A 19,585-nucleotide genomic window follows, 5' to 3' on the forward strand; every position below is an offset into this window, starting at 1 on the left:
GGAAATGCATGTACGCCGAGAAAGTCTCTGAACAAGCGTAAAAGTCGACACTAAGGCCGACTGGAAAAGGGGCATAAACAATGCCGTTGCGATGGAGTGCGGCAAACCTCGCCGCCGGGTGAGTGCGCCGCGTAATCGCTTAATCAAGTGTCCCAGGTATTGTCTAATCATCATCGCGCCTCAAGGGTCGGTTGGCGAACACCATCACGCCGTGCGCCGGTACGGTGATGGAGGTCGTGGTGTCCGGCAGATGTCGCGCACTTTTTGCGGGGACACCGTTACCCAGACTGCTATCAAGCAATAAATGATGCGGCCGCGGCGGCATAGGAAAACTGAACTCAATCGGCGCGCTATCGGCATTGACGAACATCAGCACCAGATCGGTATTTCCCTGCCCCTGTCCCACTCCCGGGCCGGCGCGTTGTACCGCGATAGCACGCGCCTCCGGGTTGTCCCAATCGTCGTCCGACACCGGATCGCCTTTTTCATCGAACCACGCCACGTCGGGTATGCCCGGCGCTACCTCGTTCGTGCCATGCAAAAATCCGCCCGATTGCAGGACAGCGAATTCGCGCCGGATGGCCGTCAAGCGCGACACATAGGCAATCAGTTCTTTGCCGCGCGGTGTTTTGGCCTCGTTCCAGTCCACCCAGGACAGGGCGTTGTCCTGGCAATACGCATTGTTATTGCCGCCCTGCGTGCGGTGAAACTCATCGCCGGCCAACAGCATGGGCGTGCCTTGCGCCAGAAACACGCTGGCCAGCATGGCGCGCTGCACCTGATCGCGCACCGCCTGAATCAGAGGGTCGTCGGTCTCCCCCTCCACACCCCAGTTGGCGCTGCAATTATTGTCGGTACCGTCGCGGTTTTCCTCGCCGTTCGCTTCGTTATGTTTGCCCGCATAACTGACCAGATCGCGCAAGCTGAAGCCATCGTGCGAGGCGAGGTAATTGATCGAGGCCCAGGGCTTGCGGTGGCGATGATCGAACAGGTCGGACGAACCCAGCAGGCGACCGGCGAATTCGCTGCGCTGCCCGGCATCGCCGGCCCAGAAGCGCCGCATGCCGTCGCGGAATTTATCGTTCCATTCGGCAAAACCGGGCGGATGCTGGCCCAGCTGATAGCCGTCGGCACCCAGATCCCACGGCTCGGCGATGAGTTTCAGCTGCGACAGCACGGGGTCTTGCAAAACCGCCTTGAAGAAACCGGCATTCACATCAAAGCTCTGATGATCGCGTCCCAGCGCGGTGCTGAGATCGAAGCGAAAGCCATCGACATGAAAGGATTGCGCCCAGTAACGCAGCGAATCGAGTACCAGCTGCAACACGCGCGGATGACCCAGATTGAGGGTGTTGCCGCAGCCGGTGCTGTCGTCGTAATAACGCGCATCGTCGGGGGACAGATGGTAGTAACTGGCATTATCCAGGCCGCGAAACGACAGTGTCGGCCCCAGTTCATTGCCGCAACAGGTGTGGTTATAGACCACGTCCAGAATCACTTCGATGCCGGCGCTATGCAGACGTCGAATCGCCATGCGCATCTCATTGGGATCGCCCGCAGCCAGATACAGCGGTTCCGCCGCGAAAAATCCCAGGGTGCTATAGCCCCAGTAATTGCGTAGTTGGCGCTTGAGCAAAAAGGCATCCTGCGCGAAAGAATGCACCGGCATCAGCTCCAGCGTTGTCACGCCCAGCTTTTGCAAATGCTCGATGAAGCGCGGATTGGCGAGTGCGGCGAAAGTGCCGCGTTCAGGCGCAGCGATATCCTCACGCTGCTTGGAAATGCCACGCACATGCGCTTCATAAATCACGGTATTGGCCCAAGGCACCTGCGGCAGGGTATCGCTGCCCCACTTGAAATTGTCCTCAGTCACAACGGCCTTGACCATTGCCCAGGCGCTGTCGCGGCGATCGAAACTCAGGTCGGCGCGGGCAGAACGAAACCGATAGCTATACACCGCCTCCGCCGACCGGAGGGTACCGATCAGGCGCTTGGCGTAGGGGTCCAGCAGCAGTTTGTTGGAATTGAAACGATGCCCCTGCGACGGCTCATGCGGGCCATAGGCGCGATAGCCGTAGACCATGCCGGGAACGGCATCCGGCAGATAGCCGTGCCAGATTTCATCGGTGCATTCGGGCAGCGCATAGCGATGCAATTCGTGACGACCGCTGGCATCGAAAATGCACAGCTCGATTTTTTCTGCATGCGCTGAAAAAACGGAAAAGTTCACCCCCAAGCCATCCGAGCTTGCGCCCAGCGGCGCGGCCGATCCTGCTGATAAATGCGGCGGAAAGTTCATTGATGTCATACGGCGTTCCCTTTTCTAAAAACGGCGTGCGCTTGCCATTGCAAAACGATGGTCGACAGCGGCGGCAACAGCAGTTGCAGCGACGTCGGATAGCCATGTGAGGCGGTGCGTTCCAGCGCGACCGCGCCCTGATTACCCTGATTGCTGCCGCCGTAAATAGCCGCATCGGTATTGAGCAATTCGCGCCAGAAACCCGATTTGCCATTAATTTCCGGCACACCAATGCGGTATCCGGCACGCAGCACCGGGGTCATATTGACCACCACCAGCACCGGCGGCGCGGCGTCAATCCCACCCTCGCCATAGCGCAACCAGGCAAAGACGCTGTTGTGCTGATCGTCGCCCACCACCCAGCAAAAGCCCTCCGCCAGATCATCACTCTGATGCAGCGCCGGAACGGCAGCGTAGAGATGGTTCAGATCGCGCACCAGCGACTGCACGCCGCGATGACGCGGATCGTCCAGCAGTTCCCATTGCGGCGAAGCATCGTGGTCGAACTCCTTGTGCTGCGCCAGTTCACAACCCATGAACAGCAGTTTCTTGCCCGGATGCGTCCACATAAAACCCAGATAGGCGCGCAGATTGGCCAGTTTTTCGCTTTCATCGCCGGGCATTTTGCTGAGCAGCGAACCCTTGCCATGCACCACTTCATCGTGCGAAATCGGCAGCACAAACCGTTCCGAAAAGGCGTAGGCCAGCCCGAACGTGAAATCCTGATGGTGGTACTGCCTAAACAGGGGGTCGTATCCCATATAGCGCAGGCTATCGTGCATCCAGCCCATATTCCATTTATACGAAAACCCTAGTCCGCCCTGCTCTACCGCTGCACTGACGCCGGGCCAGGCGGTCGATTCTTCGGCGATCATCAGCACACCGGGACAGCGTTCCGCCACGGTCTGATTTAACTCGCGCAAAAAACTCACGGCTTCCAGATTTTCCCGACCGCCATACTTGTTAGACACCCATTCGCCCGATTTGCGGCTGTAATCGCGGTACAACATCGAGGCCACCGCATCAACCCGCAAGCCGTCGATATGGAAATGCTCCAGCCATTCCAAGGCGCTGGCGATCAGAAAACCGCGCACTTCATTGCGCCCGAGGTTGTAGATCAGCGTATTCCAGTCGGGATGAAAACCCTCGCGCGGATCGGCGTGTTCGTACAGCGCCGTACCATCGAACAGCGCCAGACCATGCTGATCGGCGGGAAAATGCGCCGGCACCCAATCGAGGATCAGCCCCAGTCCTGCGGCATGACACGCATCGACGAAACGGGCGAAATCCTCAGGCGAGCCGAAACGGGCGCTGGGCGCAAATTGCGACAGCGGCTGATAGCCCCAGGAACCGCCGAAGGGATGCTCCATCACGGGCATCAGTTCCAGATGGGTAAAGCCCAGTTCCCTGGCATAGGGAATCAGGCGCTCGCCCAGTTCATTCCAGTCCAGCGAACGATGACCTTGCTCCGCCATACGCATCCAGGAAGCGGGATGCACTTCGTAAATCGATAAAGGCGCATTGCGTGCCTGACGCTGCGGGCGTGCTGCCAGCCAGTCGTGGTCGGTCCAGTCGAAGGCGAGGTTGTCGGCCACGATCGAGGCTGTGGCCGGTGGTATTTCGGTAGCGCGCGCTACAGGGTCGGCTTTACGCGGCAGCAAGCTGCCGTCCGGCCCGAGCATTTCATATTTATACGCTGCGCCGGGGCCGATGCGCGGCAGGAAAATTTCCCATACACCGGCATTCGGTCGCAAGCGCATGCCATGCCGTCGCCCGTCCCAGGAGTTGAAATCGCCGACGACCGAGACGCGCCGCGCATTCGGCGCCCAGACGGCAAAACGGGTCCCCGCCACGCCATCAATGACCAGCGATTGCGCACCCAGACAACGGCCCATTTCTCTATGCTTGCCCTGCGCCAGCAAATGCAGATCGAAGTCGCTCAGCAGCAAACCGAAGGCATAGGCGTCTTCCGTCACTTGCGTGGTGAGCTTGCCCTGCGCATCGAGCCATTCCACGTGCAGCAGATAGCGTGCGCCACCGCTGGCTTTATCCGGCAGGCTAAGCGTGCCGGTAAATAAACCATCGGACGCGCCGCTGCTGTCCTCTTGCGATTTCAGGGTCGCCAGACGATGCGCGGGCTTTTTTGCAGAATGCACATGCACTGCCGCTGCGCCAGGCTGAAAGCTGCAGATGCGAACGTCATGCTCGCCATCTTTCTGCCGTATCGGGTGCGCGCCCAGCAAGGCGAAGGGATCGCCAAGATGGCCTTGCAGCAAGGCGTCGGTCAGCGCGGCCTCCACCGAAGCGAGCGATACGGTGCCAGGAGTTTTGATTGGCATGGATTATCCTTCCGCCGGTTCAAGGCCATCGAGCAAGCGTTCGACTATGCGTTTCATGCCACTCAGCGGCACCGGCAACCACGCAGGACGATGGGCGGCGTCATAGCAAATCTCATAGGCGGCTTTTTCCAGGATGAATAAATCCAGCAAGGCTTTCCGCTGCGCCATAAGAACATCGGAAACGGTGCTGAAATCCGTTTCCAGATATTTATAGTAGGCATCCAAAAAAGCCAACTGGCATAAGGGCGTGAACGACGCCAGCACGTTTTTCTTATGCGTCTGAGCGGCTTCGCTCAAGTCGGCCGGGCCTATGCTATTGGCAAACGCGGCGGCGTATTCGAACGAGCGCAACATGCCCGCCACATCGCGCAGAGGACTATTTTTTCCACGGCGCTGCTCCAGCGTGTGCGAGGGTTCGCCCTCGAAATCGATGAAATACACATCGCCGGAAGAAACCAGCACCTGACCCAGATGCAAGTCACCGTGCAAGCGGATGCGCAGGGAGCCGATTCCGGCAGTCGCCAGTTGCCCGATATGCCCTAATAACTCGGTGCGGCGCGCTGCCAGAGCTTGCGCAACACGGGCAGTTTCGCTGTCGGCCCAGTCCTGTGTGCTGTGCAGAATATCCAGCGCCGCATTGACTTGCGCACAGGCCTTGTCGGTCCAGTCGGCTGCATCGTCGATGGTCGCAATTTCAGGAGAAAACGCCGGATCATAAGTAGGACGTGATAACAGCGTGTGCAATTCACTGAGCCGTCGCCCCAGCAAGGCGGCACCATGCTCCAGCTCACCGAGGACACCGTCGCCATCGGCGTAATTCGCCAGCGTTGCATCGACCATGCCGGCATTTTCTTGCAGGATGGCGCGCTCCAGCGTATCGAGCGTCCATTGCCAGCCGTCGCTCTGGTTGTGAATGAATTGTTGCAACACCACCAGCGTGGTGGGCGTGCCATCGGCGGCGATGCGTTTGACTTCGCCCAGCGTGGCCGGGGTATTGGCATAGCCGTGTTCGGTCAGATACCGCCCCATTTCGATTTCAGGATGGATGCCGGTATGGAGGCGGCGAATCAGTTTGAGCATGATCTCGTCGCCAATGACGAGCGAACTGTTCGACTGTTCCAGGGAAATGCGCCGCATCGCCAGTTCCTGCGGCACTGTCATGACAGCAAAGGCATCGCTGGGAACAAAGTGCAGCACGCCGTCCTCGGTTGGCAGTTTGGTGCGGGCCATGGTCAGTTCCACCATGGTCATGGCAAACGAATCGAGCGTAAACGCATCGGTCAGCAAACCGATGTGACTGTTGCGACGAATCCGTGCCAGCGCCAGTTGCTGCGGCAAGGCGGTGACGGTGTCTTCTTCCTTGATAAAGCCCAGCGGCAGCAGATAACGCGCTGCCCCCTCCGCGCCCGAGGTTTCGATTTCGGTGAGCAGAATCGGCAATGCGCCGGGGAGTAATTTGGACAGCGGCAACACGGTGGCCAGCGCAATGTGCGCGTGCGCCGGTTTTTGCTGCTTGCCGGAAAACCAGCGCCGCTTGGGCAAATAGCTGGGCAGCACTTCCTGCTCCAGAATCGTGCGCGACGCGGCCTTGAGCATGTCGTCCACGCCTTGCCGGATCACCAGTGTGAACAGTTCCGGCAGCGGTTCCGGTGTCGGCGAGAACCAGGTCGGCATATGGGCTTCGATGGCCAGCGCAAACCAGAAAAATCCGTAGGGCGGCAAAGTCAGCAGGTAACTGCCCTGCCCGATTGGCGGGAAGGCAGTGCCACCCAGCATTTCGACCGGGATGCGGCCGGCGAAGGCCGACAAATCGAGTTCTACCGCCTGCGCACTCTGCGACACATTGGCCACGCACAGAATGGTTTCGACTGCGCCGGTGTGCGGATCGGTGAATTCGCGCAGGTAGGCCAGTATTTTGCGGTTGCTCGGGAACAGCAGTTTCAGTGTTCCGCGACCGAATGCCCGATGCTGCTTGCGCACGCTCAGCATGCGCCGCATCCAGTTCAGCAGGGAGTGACGGTCGCTGTTCTGCGACTCCACATTGATGACCTGAAAACCGTATTGCGCATCCATGATGGGAGGCAATACCAGCGAGGCCGGATCGGCGCGCGAAAATCCGCCGTTGCGATCAGGGGTCCATTGCATAGGGGTGCGCACTCCGTCGCGGTCGCCCAGATGGATGTTGTCGCCCATGCCGATTTCATCGCCGTAATAAATGACCGGCGTGCCGGGCATCGACAGCAGGAAGCTGTTGAGCAACTGAATGCGACGGCCGTCGCGCTCCAGCAGCGGTGCCAGACGCCGCCGTATGCCGAGATTGATACGGGCGCGACGGTCGGAGGCGTAGAAATTCCACAGATAGTCGCGTTCGGTTTCCGTCACCATTTCCAGCGTCAGTTCGTCGTGATTGCGCAGGAAGATGGCCCACTGGCAATCGGCGGGGATATCCGGCGTCTGGCGCAGGATATCGGTGATGGGAAAACGATCCTGTCGCGCCAGCGCCATATACATGCGCGGCATCAGCGGAAAGTGGAAAGCCATGTGGCATTCGTCGCTCTCGCCGAAATATTGCTGCACGTCTTCCGGCCACATATTGGCTTCGGCCAGCAGCATGCGATCAGGGTATTTCCAGTCGAGATGGGCGCGGATTTTCCTGAGAATGTCATGCGTTTCCGGCAGGTTCTCATTCGAAGTGCCTTCGCGCTCGATCAGGTAAGGCACGGCATCCAGACGCAGGCCGTCAATCCCCAGATCGAGCCAGAACGACATCACGCCCAGCACCGATTTGAGCACTTGCGGATTGTCGAAATTGAGGTCCGGCTGATGCGAATAAAAGCGATGCCAGAAATAGGCATTGGCCACCGGGTCCCAGGTCCAGTTCGATTTTTCGGTATCGAGAAAAATGATGCGGGTGCCGTCATAGCCCTTGTCATCGTCAGCCCAGACGTAGAAATCGCGGGCGGCCGAACCCGGCTTGGCCTTGCGCGCGCGCTGGAACCAGGGATGCTGGTCGGAGGTATGGTTGATGACCAGTTCGGTGATGATGCGCAAGCCGCGCGCATGCGCTTCGGCAATGAAACGACGGGCGTCGGCCATGCTGCCGTAATCGGGATCGACGCCTTTGTAATCGGCAATGTCATAGCCGTCGTCGCGCCGGGGCGAGGGATAAAACGGTAGCAGCCAGATGGTATTGACGCCCAGCCCGGAGATGTAATCGAGTTTATCGATCAGGCCCGCAAAGTCCCCGATGCCGTCGTGATTGGCGTCGGAATAGGATTTGATGTGGATCTGATAAATCACCGCGTCCTTGTACCAGAGCGGATCGTCGGTAAAGGCGATCTGCTTGGGTAACTTTTTGGCGCTCGGTTTTGCGCTGGATTTTGCGTTGGCTTTTGCGCTGGATTTTATGCGCGCCTGGGTGTCAGCCTGAGCGTGCGATGGCGCACTCTCCTCGTGCTTATCCTCAAGGGCTAGTGGCATGCCGGGGGTATCGATGCGTGTATTCATGGCCTCAGACTCCATTCGGTGTGATACGCCAGATCGCGTACGGTAATTCGTGCGGATGCAAAGTCCAGTTCTGAACCTTGCCGTGCCATTCAAAATGCTGTCCCTGCACCAGATCCTCGACCAGCAGCTTGCCGTGGTCGGGCAGACCGAATTCCCACAGCGGCAGCTCCAGGGCCGTGGTCTGGCTGGCATGTGGATCGAGGCTAATGGCGACCAGAATCACGTTATCGCCGAAACCGCCTCCCCCATCAGCGGCCGGTGTGCTCTTGGCAAAAAACAGCACCTTGCTGTTCGAGGCCTGATAAAAACGCAGCCCCAAATGCGTTTGCAAGGCCGGGTTTTCGATGCGCAAACGATTGAGCAGCGTAATTTCAGCAATGATGTTGCCGGGGGCCTGCCAGTCCCGGGCGCGAAGCTGGTATTTCTCGGAATCGAGATACTCTTCTTTGCCCTCCACGGCGGCGGCTTCGCACAGCTCGAAACCGCTATACATGCCCCACAAACCGGACAGCATGGTGGCCAGCGCGGCGCGAATCAGAAAGCCGGGACGACCCGCGCTTTGCAGGAAGCGCGGGTTGATATCCGGCGTATTCACAAAAAAATGCGGCCGGAAAAATTCACGCGCTTGCGGGCCGGTCAGTTCGCTCAGGTAATCGGTGAATTCCGCCTTGTCGTGACGCCAGGTGAAATAGGTGTAAGACTGCGAAAAGCCGATCTTGGCCAGGCGATACATCATCTTGGGCCGGGTAAAGGCTTCCGACAGAAAGATGACATCGGGATGCGCGGCGCGCACGCTGGCAATCATCCATTCCCAGAAAGGCAGCGGCTTGGTGTGCGGATTGTCCACACGGAAAACGCGCACCCCTTCGTCGACCCAAAACAAGATCACATCGCGCAGCGCCAGCCATAGACCGGGGATGGCATCGGCGGCATAAAAATCGACATTGACGATGTCTTCGTATTTTTTGGGCGGATTTTCGGCGTAGCGGATGGTGCCATCGGGAAGCCAGTTGAACCAGTCCGGGTGCGTTTGCAACCAGGGATGATCGGGCGAGCACTGGATCGCAAAATCGAGTGCGATTTCCAGTCCGTGCTGCGCAGCCGCTACTCGCAGGCGGCGGAAATCCTCCAGCGTGCCGAGTTCGGCGTGGATGGCATCGTGACCGCCGCTGGGATCACCGATGGCATAGGGACTGCCGGGATCGCCTGCGGCGGCGGTCAGTTGGTTGTTCGGGCCTTTGCGGTTGGTCGCGCCTATAGGATGAATGGGCGGGAAATACAGGGTATCGAAACCCATTGCCTGAATCGCCGGCAGACGCGCAATGACATCGTCGAAATTGCCGTGACGCACCGGATCGCCGCTTTGCGAGCGCGGAAACAGTTCGTACCAGCTGGAAAAGCGCGCCGCCAGCCGTTCGGCGTCGATGCTTTGTTCCTCGCTGCGTACCAGGAAGGGACGCAATTCGGGACGCAATTCGGCAGACAGTTCGGCATCGGCATCACTTTCGCTCTCGTCCTGCCAGACTTCGATGCAGAAGTAATAGCGACCCAGCCGCTTCAGCGGCAGACATGCCGCCCAGCGGTCATTGAGGTCTTTGGGTAGGGGCTGCATCGGCACCTGCTGCCAGTTTTTTTCATCGGCGGCGCGCCACAGCAAGGCAGCGGCCAGACGTCCGTGGCCATCCATCAGCAGGTCGGCTTGCACTTCCACGTTTTCACCCAGCACGCGCTTGACGGCAAAATTTCCGCCCTCGACAGTAGGCGTGATGTCTTCGATGGCAATGCGTGCGCCCCGCATGCCGCGCTCGACCTGTCGCCGTGGCCGCTTGGGGGCGGTGACGATAGGTGGCAAATGATGCAGCTTCAAGAAAGAGACGCTGGCGGCGGGCAACTCCATGCTCGGGATGGCAGGCATGGCGGCGGCATCGTCGCTCTCCGGGCGCAAGACTCTGCCCGCCAGACGCTCCTGCAAGTAGGGAGAGGTCAGCGTGAGCGGCTGCGTCAGCCAGGTATTGATGGCGATCAGCCATTCGTCGCCTTCGCTGTCGGCGCTCGGGGGATTGGTGCGCAAGAGCAAGGCGATGCCAGCAGCCTGATCCGTCAAAGGGCGCAGTTTTGCTGCACCCGCAGTCGGGCCATGCAAAGCCTGTAGCTGATTGGCAGAAACAATATCGTCGCGCAAATCAATATCGGCATGCAGACAGGCCGCTTCAAATTGCGCCGGGGTTTGCAAGGCGTCCGGCAGACCAGAGATGGCCAGCGGCTGCGTCAGGCCGTATTCGTATCCCATGGGAACGAGAATGCCGCTGCCGGTGGCGGCGGCCAACAGCAGCGCGCGCTGCGCGGCGTTTTTCCTCAGGACCGGGTCGTCGAGATTGTATTGACGCGATAAGCGCCGTCCGAACGGGTCTTCAGGAAAAACTACCGGCGCAGCCAAAGCGGCAATGTGCTGGCGCTCGCGGAAATACCAGCTGGCGTGAAAATCCCACCACGCAGCGGAAGAAAACATGGCGTCAAAGCCGCAGTCGGACAGGCTGTCGATTTGCAGCAGCGGCATGTCCGGCGTCCATGCCAGAAAAGTGCAGCATGGCTGCTGCTTGCGCAGTGCGACGGTCAGATGCGCCCATTGCAAGGGCAAGACCGCATCGTCCATGACGCAGCAAAATCCGGCGACACCGGCATCGAGCGCCGGGGTCAGCCGTTCCACCATGTCCTCCGGAAAACGCACGCCCGGGGTGGTCGGCTCCCAGCGCGGCAGTAGTTTGCCGTTACGCGCCTGGACCTGATGCGGCTCGGCTTGCATTCCTTCGATCACATCCGAGGGCACTGGATAAAACCCGTCGGGATAGCGATTGGCAATGGGATTGCCGGCATCCGACTTGTCGATACGCAATTCCAGCAGTACCCGCACATGATGGCTGGCGCATGCGATTGTGATCGCCTGCAATTGCGCCAGCGATAGCATCCCGCCGCCAGCGCGTGCGGAAAAATTACCGTCGCTTGCGGGCGCGGCGGCAATCAGCAAGTGGTCGAAACCGAGTTCGGCGCAGTGCGCCGCCAATGCAGGCCAGGCGGATGGGTCGATCAGTGCAGGGTCCGCGCAATAGATGCGCGGACTGTATGGGGTGTTCATCATGAATTACCTCTTGGAAGCGGTGTGTGCCGGGGACAAGGAGCGCCAGAGCCAGTGCAAAAACAAAATCACAACGTAAAACCGCAGCGCGAAATTACGTCGTGAAAAGATGTCGGGGCAGCGATGGAGGGCGCTCGCTGCAGCCGCCTGCTGGCGGCAACAGAAAATCAGGCGAAGTGGTAGTCGGGCAGCGAATCAAACTGCTGCCGGTGATGATCGGAAGCTTGCTTGGCGCGGTCGAACAGACGCTTGCTGCCTGTACCGGAAATCGCCGCATAGGCTTCGATGTAATTAGCGGTCGGGCCGTCCCAGCCGAAATCGGCGCGCATGATGTTGTCTTGTATGCGCTGCCAGTTGCTGGCGTTGGATTGGATTTCCAAGGCGCGATCCACTGCGGCCAGCATTTCCTGCGCCGTTTCGCCGTCGAACAGCACGCCGGTTGCCTCTTGCGGCGGGTCGCCGCTTTTGCCTGCGTCAATGATGCTGTCAATCAGGCCGCCGACCCGTGAAGCAATCGGCATGGCTCCGTAACGCATGGCGTACAGCGGCGTCAGGCCAAACGGCTCGAAGCGACTGGGATGCAGCAACATATCGCTGCCGGCATGCAGGGCGTGCGCGCGACGTTCGTCGTAGCCGATATGCACGCCGATACGGCCGCGAAAATGGTCTGCCAGTTCGAGAAAACCTTGTTCGTATTCATGCTCTCCCTTGCCGAGCACCACGATTTGCAAACGACTGTGGCGTTCCAGCATGGCGGGTACGGCATCGAGGACGACATCGACCATTTTCTGGTGCGACATGCGACTGCCTATACCCATGATGGGAGCGAAGGGATCGGTAGGGATGAGGCCGAACAGGGTTTGCAGGTCACGCTTGCAGATGCCCTTGCCTTTCATGCAGTCAACGCTAAAGTGGCGCGCAATCAGTTGATCGTCGGCCGGGTCCCACACTTCGGTATCAATCCCGTTGACGATGGCGCTGAGGTCTTTCTTGCGCAAATTCAATGCGTCCTCCATGCCGAAGCCGAATTCCGGCGTCAGGATTTCTCTGGCATACGATTCGCTGACGGTGGTGACGCGGTCAGCATAAGTGATCCCGGCTTTCAGAAAACTGAGCTTGCCCCAGTATTCCATGCCGTCGGCACCGAGCATGCTTTCAGGTATGCCCAGCTTCGGTGCCAGATTGATGTCGAAATTGCCCTGGAAGGCGATATTGTGGATGGTGAGCATGGTGCCGATGTGCTCCAGGCCGTGCAGTTTAAGCAAGGCGGGAATGAGGCCGGTATGCCAGTCGTTGGCATGCACCACATGCGGCGGCTCGACGGAAGTCTTGCCAGCGCAGACTGCCAGCGCGGCATGGGCCAGATCGGCAAAGCACAGGGCGTTATCGGTAAATTCATTGCCACTGTCATCCACATAGGGATTGGCCGTACGCGCTCTGAAGCGAGCGGTATCGACCAGAACGACGGGCACGCCCATGCCCGGCATGACGCCGCACAGCAGACGGCCGGGACCGCCGGGAAATTCCATATCGAGCGAGGCAGGCTGGAGGTTCCAGGCGTGTTCGAGTGCGGTGGCATAGCCGGGCATCATGACGGTTGCCTCGACACCGGCGGCGCGCAGCGCCAGCGCCAGCGCGGTAATGACATCGGCTAATCCGCCGGTTTTGATCAGCGGTACGGCTTCAGAAGTAACGATCAGGACACGTGGTTGCATGTTTGGCCTTCCATAACTTGTCTACCCCTCACTGGAATAGAGGCGCATGGCTTACAAGTTATAGAAATAATACGAGACCGACCATCGGACACTGGCTTGCATCCGCGTAGGACAATGCTTACCCCAGGGAAATAAAGCGATTTAGCGTAATTTTAGGCGGCGTTAGCAACCAATAAATACCTATTAAAGCGCCGCCCCCTAAGAAAGCCTACGAAGGATGTTGAATTGACCGCATTGTGAGAGCCTGTTGAAAACGCCAACAAACCCCTTTGGACAAGTAGCCTCGATTACGCCATCAGCGCTCTACGTGCGAGATAACCAGAGCGCGACTCCCCTGACGCAGCGGCCGCTGCGTCAATCTTGCGCAGGACGCGCGCCGGAAGCGTGATGTTCACGCGCTCAGCCTTATCCGACAAGGTAGACAAATCAACCGATACCGCAGCCCAAATCCAGCCTGAAAACTCAGACTTGGACTGAAGCGCACTGATTGACGAGGCTGCGGGAATAAGGCCACCGTCATCAATGACGGTTTCCAGCCATAGCTCAATGGCTTCTTTGGCGTTGTCGATCGCTTCATCTAAGGTGTCGCCCGCGGAAAAGCAACCGGGAAGATCGGGGACAATGACGCCATAGGCAGTGTTGCCTTTTTCGTTTCCTGGCTCAATAACAATAGGGTATTTCATGATTGACCTCTCATTTAAGGCCTGCTTGTTTCAGAAGTTTCTGAACTAGCCCTATGCCTAAGTCTTTCTTTGGATGCGGAACGGTAATATGGCCGCTGCGATCCGGATGCGTGTAAATGTGATGCGACCCCTTTACGCCACGGCGCACCCAGCCGTTTTGTTCCAGTCGCTTAATGAGGTAGGCGCTGTTCATGTGCGCATTATACACACTAGAAATAAGTGCTCAAGCGGCTTTCGTATCGATTGCTCGGCAAGCCTGCCCGCCGGTTTATGCTGCGTCTTGCGCCATCAAACGCGAAAGGCCCGACATGGCGGGATAAGGGGCGGTAATGAAATAAGTCGGAATCCGCGCCAGAAAGTCACCTGCGCGGCCGTGGGTCTCGAAGCGCTGGCGAAACGAGGACTGCACAAAGTAGTCCTGCATATGCGTCAGCACCCCGCCACCGATATAAATTCCGCCGCGCGCGCCGATGGTCAGCGCCAGATTGGCGGCGGCATTGCCGAGCATGCCGCAGAACAAATCGACCGCTTCCGCACTGAGAGGATCACGCGTGATATCGGTCGCCGTGCCGCGTCGCACCAGATCGGCCGTGGTCGGCACATCATCGTCAGACAGTGCCGCGCCTGGCTTGGCTCTCAATGCCTGATAGATGGTTTGAATGCCCGGGCCGGACAGCAGGCGTTCCTGCGACACATGCTCAAAGCGCCCCCAACAGTATTCCAGTACGGCGGCTTCCTCCGCATTGCAAGGGGAAAAACTCACATGCCCTCCTTCGCTATGCAAAGGACGCCAGCCGTCGCCGCACGGCACGAGTCCGCCCACGCCAAGGCCGGTGCCGGCTCCCAACACGCCGATGACCGCCGCTTCCTCGGGCGCTTGGCCGGTGCCGATCTGCCGGAACTCATCCGGTGCCAAGCCCGGCAAAGCCATTGCCAGCGCTGTAAAGTCGTTGAAAAAATGCAAGACATCGAAATCCAATTCCCGCCGTAAATCCTCAATGGAGAATGCCCAAGGGCGATTCGGCATGCTCAGCCAGTCGCCCTGCACCGCCGTCGCAATCGCTATTCCCCCATGCCGTACGTTGCCGGTCTGCCCGGTTTGCGCCAGATAGGCGGCGATGACTGCGCCCAGATCGGGGTAATCGTCGCAACGGAAAACAGCGATTTCAGTGCGACGGAATACTGCCGTTTCAATGCAAAACCGGGCAAAGGTGCCGCCGATGTCTCCCAACAGGCAGGGCCAGCGATCACCGTGGATGCGCTGCGGCCGGGTATCGGATGGCGAAGAGGAAGTCATGCTCATGGCGTTTGTCTCGTGTGATTTGCCTCACTTGATCAGGCAACGATGAGTAGGATGACGCCGGAAATCAGCGTCGCAAAAAAGGGAAAGTTACAGGGGAAGTGACAACAGGGGAATAGGGATGAGGCATCGCTCGCAGCGGAAATCTGCCTTGTCGCATACGCGATACGGGTCACTACCATACCCCCTTCGTTGTAAGTCCGCTTGCATCTACTTAAAGGACTGATGTTTTAGGGACTTTTAAGACGTGTTGACGTTTAGTTTGCGTTCACTCGATCGGTTCAAGGTCCGTCACTGTCAGCTTGCCGTTGTCGATGATGGCCCGAAATTTCACCTTGTCGCCGGGTTTTACCTTGTCCAGCAAGGACTTGTCTTTGGCGGTGAACACCATGGTCATGCCGGGCATGTCCAGGTTCTTGATGTCGCCATGTCTGAGCGTGATTTTTCCGGCGTCTTTATCGATCTTCTTGACCTCACCGTCGGTCATGTCGGCAGTGTTGCCGGCGATCTGCGCGGAGGGCTTGGCCTCGGGGGTCGCAGGCTGCGCAACGGCATTCAGCGGGAGGGTCGTCGCAATAAGCAAACCGGCTGTCAGAAAAATAGTAGGAATAGTTTTCATGTTGTGTCGATGGTTGATTGTGTCGATGGTTGATTGTGTCGATGGTTGATTGTGTCGATGGTTGAAATTGAAGAGAGTCGCCTCGCAGACCACCTCATTGGTAGCGATGGCTGCGAATGAAGTCAGAGTCAGAATCAGAGTCAGTGGTGTGTGGCTTCGTCCATTTTCTTGGATTCATGAACTGGCATCTTTTTGACCATGACCTTCACCGCGCCTTTCATTCCGGCGTCGTAGTGTCCCGGCTGCAAGCACGCGAAATCAACCTGCCCGGACCGGGTGAATTGCCACACCACTTCACCGCTCTGGCCGGGTGCCAGCGTGATCATGTTCGGGGAGGCGTGTTCCATCTCGGGGAATTTCATCATCATTTCGTAGTGTTCCTTCAGAGCGGCTTTAGTCCCCAACACTAATTCGTGTTTTACCTTGCCTGAATTTTTGACGACGAAGCGGATGGTTTCGCCCTGACTGGCTTGCACATTCGCCGGTGTGAAGCGCATGGTGTCGTTCATGTCGATATTGACTGTGCGAGTCGCTTTGGCTGCGTCGCCGGCGATGCCGATGGTCGACGTGGCATGGTCGTGATCGCCATGGCCTTCACCGGCGATTGCCAGAGGGCCCGTTGCTAACAGGGCGCACAGTGCGAATGTATGGAGGGTGCTGTTTTTCATCATTTTCCTTTCTAGGGGTGAATTAAATTTATATCGGTTCAGTCATTGGTTCAGTGGTCAGCATGGCCGACCGGTTTGCGCACCTTTACTTCGACGGGTGGGGAATCGGGTTGCGCGCGCGGCATGGTCTGCCCGCCTTTGGACTGGAAACGGGCCGGCTTGGCCAGCGCCCCGTTGTACTCAAAGGCCACCGTTCCCTGCGGATGCTTGAACCAGCCGGGGTCTTTGTAATCGCCCGGCTTCTGGTTTTTGCGCACTTTCAAGACGCTGAACATGCCGCCCATCTCCACGCCGCCAAAAGGCCCCTGGCCGGTCATCATGCGCGCCGTGTTGTCGGGAATGGGCATTTCCATCTCGCCCATGTCGGCCATGCCGCGCTCGCCCATCACCATGTAGTCCGGTACGAGCTGGGTGATTTGCTTGGCAATGCCGCGATGATCGACTCCGATCATGGTCGGCACTTCATGCCCCATCGCGTTCATGGTGTGGTGGCTCTTGTGGCAATGGATGGCCCAATCGCCCTCTTCATCGGCAAGGAACTCGATTTGCCGCATTTGCCCTACGCCGATATCGGCGGTGACTTCGGGCCAGCGGCTTCCTGTGGGAGTCGGCCCGCCGTCGGTGCCGGTTACGGTGAATTCGTGGCCGTGCAGGTGGATAGGATGGTTGGTCATGGTCAGGTTGCCGACGCGAATGCGTACCTTGTCGTTTTGTCGCACGTTGAGCGTGTCGATGCCGGGGAAGATGCGGCTGTTCCAGCTCCACAGGTTGAAATCGAGCATCGTCATGATTTTGGGCGTGTAGCTGCCCGGATCAATATCGTAGGCGTTGAGCAGGAAGCAGAAGTCCCGGTCCACCTCCTCGATCAGCGGATGCCTGGTCTTGGGATGCGTCACCCAAAATCCCATCATGCCCATTGCCATTTGCGTCATTTCATCGGCATGGGGGTGGTACATGAAGGTGCCGGGTCGACGGGCGACGAACTCGTAGACGTAAGTTTTTCCCGGTTGGATGGACTTCTGCGTGAGGCCGCTGACGCCGTCCATGCCATTCGGCAGACGTTGCCCATGCCAATGCACGCTGGTGTGCTCGGGCAAGCGATTGGTGACGAATACGCGCACGCGGTCGCCTTCGACCACCTCGATCGTCGGCCCCGGGCTTTGGCCGTTATAGCCCCATAAGTGCGCTTTAAAGCCGGGGGCCATTTCACGTTCCACAGGTTCGGCTACCAGATGGAATTCCTTGACGCCGTTATTCATGCGCCAGGGCAGCGTCCAGCCGTTGAGCGTCACGACCGGGTTGTAGGGGCGGCCGGTACGCGGCAATAGCGGCGGCATGGTGTTCGGAGACGCCTGACTGACCGGCTCCGGCAAAGCCGCCATCGCGACCTTGCTGACGGTGGCAGCGGCCACGGCGGCGGTCAGGGTACCCGCGCCGCGTAAAAAATGTCGTCTTGATTGCATGATTTTTTCCTTTAGTCGGTATTTTTAGTTGCTATTTTTAGTCGGCATTGCTGGCGGCCATGCTGCGGGTCGGTGGGTTGAGCTTGGGTTTGCCAATCAAGGCCATTTCCAGATCAGCCTCGGCTATCCAGAAGTCGCGCAGCGCTTCGATGGTGCTGTTGACACTGGCGACCTGTGCGCGGGCGTCGGCCAGCAAATCAAAGACGCCTATCAGCATGCCGTTGTAGCGAAGCTGGTTCTCTTCGCTGATGCGGTTTTTGATCGGCATAATTTCATCGCGGTAGTGGCGGGCAATGTCGTAGCTGGAGCGATAGCCCTGATAGGCTTCGCGCACTTCGGAACGAGCATTGATGGCCGTCTGTGCGGCGATGTTGAGCGACTGCATGTAAAGCGCTTCGGCCTTGGCGACCTTGGCCGTACCCCAATCGAACAGTGGCAGCTCGAAGGACACCTCATAACCCTTCTTGTAGCCGGCATCTGCCTTGCCTTCCAACATCCTTGTCGGCCCAAATTCCAGGACGTTGATGAAGCGCGTGGTCTTGGTCAGCCCCAGATTGTTAGCCAGCGCTTCGGTCTGCAAGCGGATTGCCTGTACGTCCAGCCGTTGCGTCATTGCCATTTGTTCCACATTGGGCAATTCATTGGGCGCTTGGGGCAAGTCGGGAAGACGCTCAGGCAGCGTAAACTGAGCTTGTTGCCCCCACAAACCAAGCAGACGGGTCAACTGCTCCCTGCTGGCGACGGATGCTTGCTCGGCACGCGCTGAGCCGAGTGCGGCATCGGCATAAAAACCTTGTTCGCGCGCCTGTTGCAGCTTGTTGAAATTGCCCACCTGCGCCATGCGGCGCGCCAACTCGGCGCTGGCTTCGGCCGCCCGGCGTACCTGGAGTGCGTAGCGTACCGATTGCTCTGCGGCCAGCGCGGTGTAGTAGGTCTTGCGCGTCTCGGAGGCCAGACGCAGCATTTCCAGACTGACCATGCGCTGCGTTTGCTCGAAGCGCCGCCGCTCTATGGCGCTGACTTGCGGCATCGTCACCAGCGAGAACAGGTTGAAGGTAATGGCCTGCTCGATCGAATATTCCCGTCCGTCCGGGCCTGACTGGCTGCCTCGCAACATGGCAAAACGGGGATTGGGCAAGCGCCCGGCTTGCACCAGATCGGATTCGCTGATGGCCAAATCGGCAAAAGCCGCTTGCAGGCCCCGGTTGTTCAATAGCGCCAGTTGCACAGCGGCATCGACGCTCAGCGGCTTGCTCAGTAATTCAGCGACACGCTGGGCAATGGTGTCCTGATCTGCATCTGACCTGGACCACATCACTTCTTTTTTTAGCCGCTCGCGGGCGGTAGTCGCAACGCTGTTGAAACCGCCGTCCTGACTGAAGGAGGCGCAGCCTGCCAGAAGGACGACGGCCAGACCGGAAATGGCGAGGCTCCTGGTGGACCTCAGAGTGCTATGCACGGCGCTCATTGTTGACCTCCTTGGTGTACCGCGTGGTCTTTCACCTGTGGCGTAGTAGGCGAAACCGCAGATTCGGTCGCCGCGTCAGGCTGGCCAGCTTCCCTGGCGTACACCCGCCAGCCGCCAATTTTTCCGGTCAGATCGTTGCTGTTTTTCCATGCCGCAACCGGCTCATCCCTCAGCGGCCGATAGCCAGTAAAGGCAGAGCGATAGGGAACTGCTTCAACGGAAAGCTCGGCGCTAAAGGGATCGGGCCGTAAGGGTTTTTTAATCTCAGTTGGGGTCTGCGCAAGGGCAAAGCTCGATGCCAGCGTCAGAGCGACCGGCACGACGCAGCGTGTCCAGCCATGGGGAATGAAAAATTGCATGAATACCTCGCGTGATCATGGTGAGTCCCCCG

General features: G+C 58.8%; 13 protein-coding genes. All 13 read right to left on the reverse strand.

Going from position 1 to position 19,585, the window contains the following annotated elements; genetic code table 11:
• Window positions 1–163: 163 nt before the first annotated feature.
• On the reverse strand, window positions 164–2,308 hold the full coding sequence (glgX, locus tag RGU70_RS12095; protein ID WP_416186516.1) for a glycogen debranching protein GlgX: 2,145 nt from the start codon (window positions 2,306–2,308) through the stop codon (window positions 164–166).
• Window positions 2,305–4,638 (reverse strand): 1,4-alpha-glucan branching protein GlgB, encoded by a 2,334-nt coding sequence (gene glgB / locus RGU70_RS12100; RefSeq protein ID WP_322209649.1) that lies wholly within the window; start codon window positions 4,636–4,638, stop codon window positions 2,305–2,307. The genes glgX and glgB overlap by 4 nt, the downstream gene beginning before the upstream one ends.
• Window positions 4,639–4,641: 3 nt before the next feature.
• Window positions 4,642–8,145, reverse strand: a complete 3,504-nt coding sequence (treS, locus tag RGU70_RS12105) for a maltose alpha-D-glucosyltransferase (RefSeq protein WP_322209650.1) — start codon at window positions 8,143–8,145, stop codon at window positions 4,642–4,644.
• 4 nt (window positions 8,146–8,149) lie between these two features.
• Window positions 8,150–11,281, reverse strand: a complete 3,132-nt coding sequence (locus tag RGU70_RS12110) for an alpha-1,4-glucan--maltose-1-phosphate maltosyltransferase (protein ID WP_322209651.1) — start codon at window positions 11,279–11,281, stop codon at window positions 8,150–8,152.
• 164 nt (window positions 11,282–11,445) lie between these two features.
• Entirely contained in the window at window positions 11,446–12,993 is a 1,548-nt protein-coding gene (gene glgA / locus RGU70_RS12115) for a glycogen synthase GlgA (RefSeq protein ID WP_322209652.1), read from the reverse strand.
• A gap of 287 nt (window positions 12,994–13,280) precedes the next feature.
• The gene (locus RGU70_RS12120; RefSeq protein ID WP_322209653.1) at window positions 13,281–13,676 is read right to left on the reverse strand and encodes a type II toxin-antitoxin system HicB family antitoxin; all 396 of its coding nucleotides are present in this window, start codon (window positions 13,674–13,676) and stop codon (window positions 13,281–13,283) included.
• 10 nt (window positions 13,677–13,686) lie between these two features.
• Window positions 13,687–13,869, reverse strand: coding sequence for a type II toxin-antitoxin system HicA family toxin (locus RGU70_RS12125; protein ID WP_322209654.1), 183 nt, complete (start codon window positions 13,867–13,869; stop codon window positions 13,687–13,689).
• 75 nt (window positions 13,870–13,944) lie between these two features.
• A complete protein-coding gene (gene glk / locus RGU70_RS12130; RefSeq protein ID WP_322209655.1) occupies window positions 13,945–14,979 on the reverse strand; it encodes a glucokinase in 1,035 nt (344 codons plus the stop codon).
• Window positions 14,980–15,244: 265 nt separating this feature from the next.
• Complete coding sequence (locus tag RGU70_RS12135) at window positions 15,245–15,595, reverse strand: copper-binding protein (RefSeq protein ID WP_322209656.1); 351 nt, start codon at window positions 15,593–15,595, stop codon at window positions 15,245–15,247.
• 140 nt (window positions 15,596–15,735) lie between these two features.
• A complete protein-coding gene (locus RGU70_RS12140; protein ID WP_322210795.1) occupies window positions 15,736–16,263 on the reverse strand; it encodes a cupredoxin family protein in 528 nt (175 codons plus the stop codon).
• 50 nt (window positions 16,264–16,313) lie between these two features.
• A complete protein-coding gene (locus RGU70_RS12145) occupies window positions 16,314–17,726 on the reverse strand; it encodes a copper oxidase (protein ID WP_322209657.1) in 1,413 nt (470 codons plus the stop codon).
• A 37-nt stretch (window positions 17,727–17,763) separates the two neighbouring features.
• A complete protein-coding gene (locus RGU70_RS12150) occupies window positions 17,764–19,194 on the reverse strand; it encodes a TolC family protein (protein WP_322209658.1) in 1,431 nt (476 codons plus the stop codon).
• Window positions 19,191–19,553, reverse strand: a complete 363-nt coding sequence (locus RGU70_RS12155) for a hypothetical protein (RefSeq protein WP_322209659.1) — start codon at window positions 19,551–19,553, stop codon at window positions 19,191–19,193. Before RGU70_RS12155 ends, RGU70_RS12150 begins: the two co-directional genes overlap by 4 nt.
• Window positions 19,554–19,585: the final 32 nt, after the last annotated feature.

Origin of the sequence: Herbaspirillum sp. RTI4 (genome assembly GCF_034313965.1) — a bacterium.
Taxonomy (GTDB): domain Bacteria; phylum Pseudomonadota; class Gammaproteobacteria; order Burkholderiales; family Burkholderiaceae_D; genus Herbaspirillum.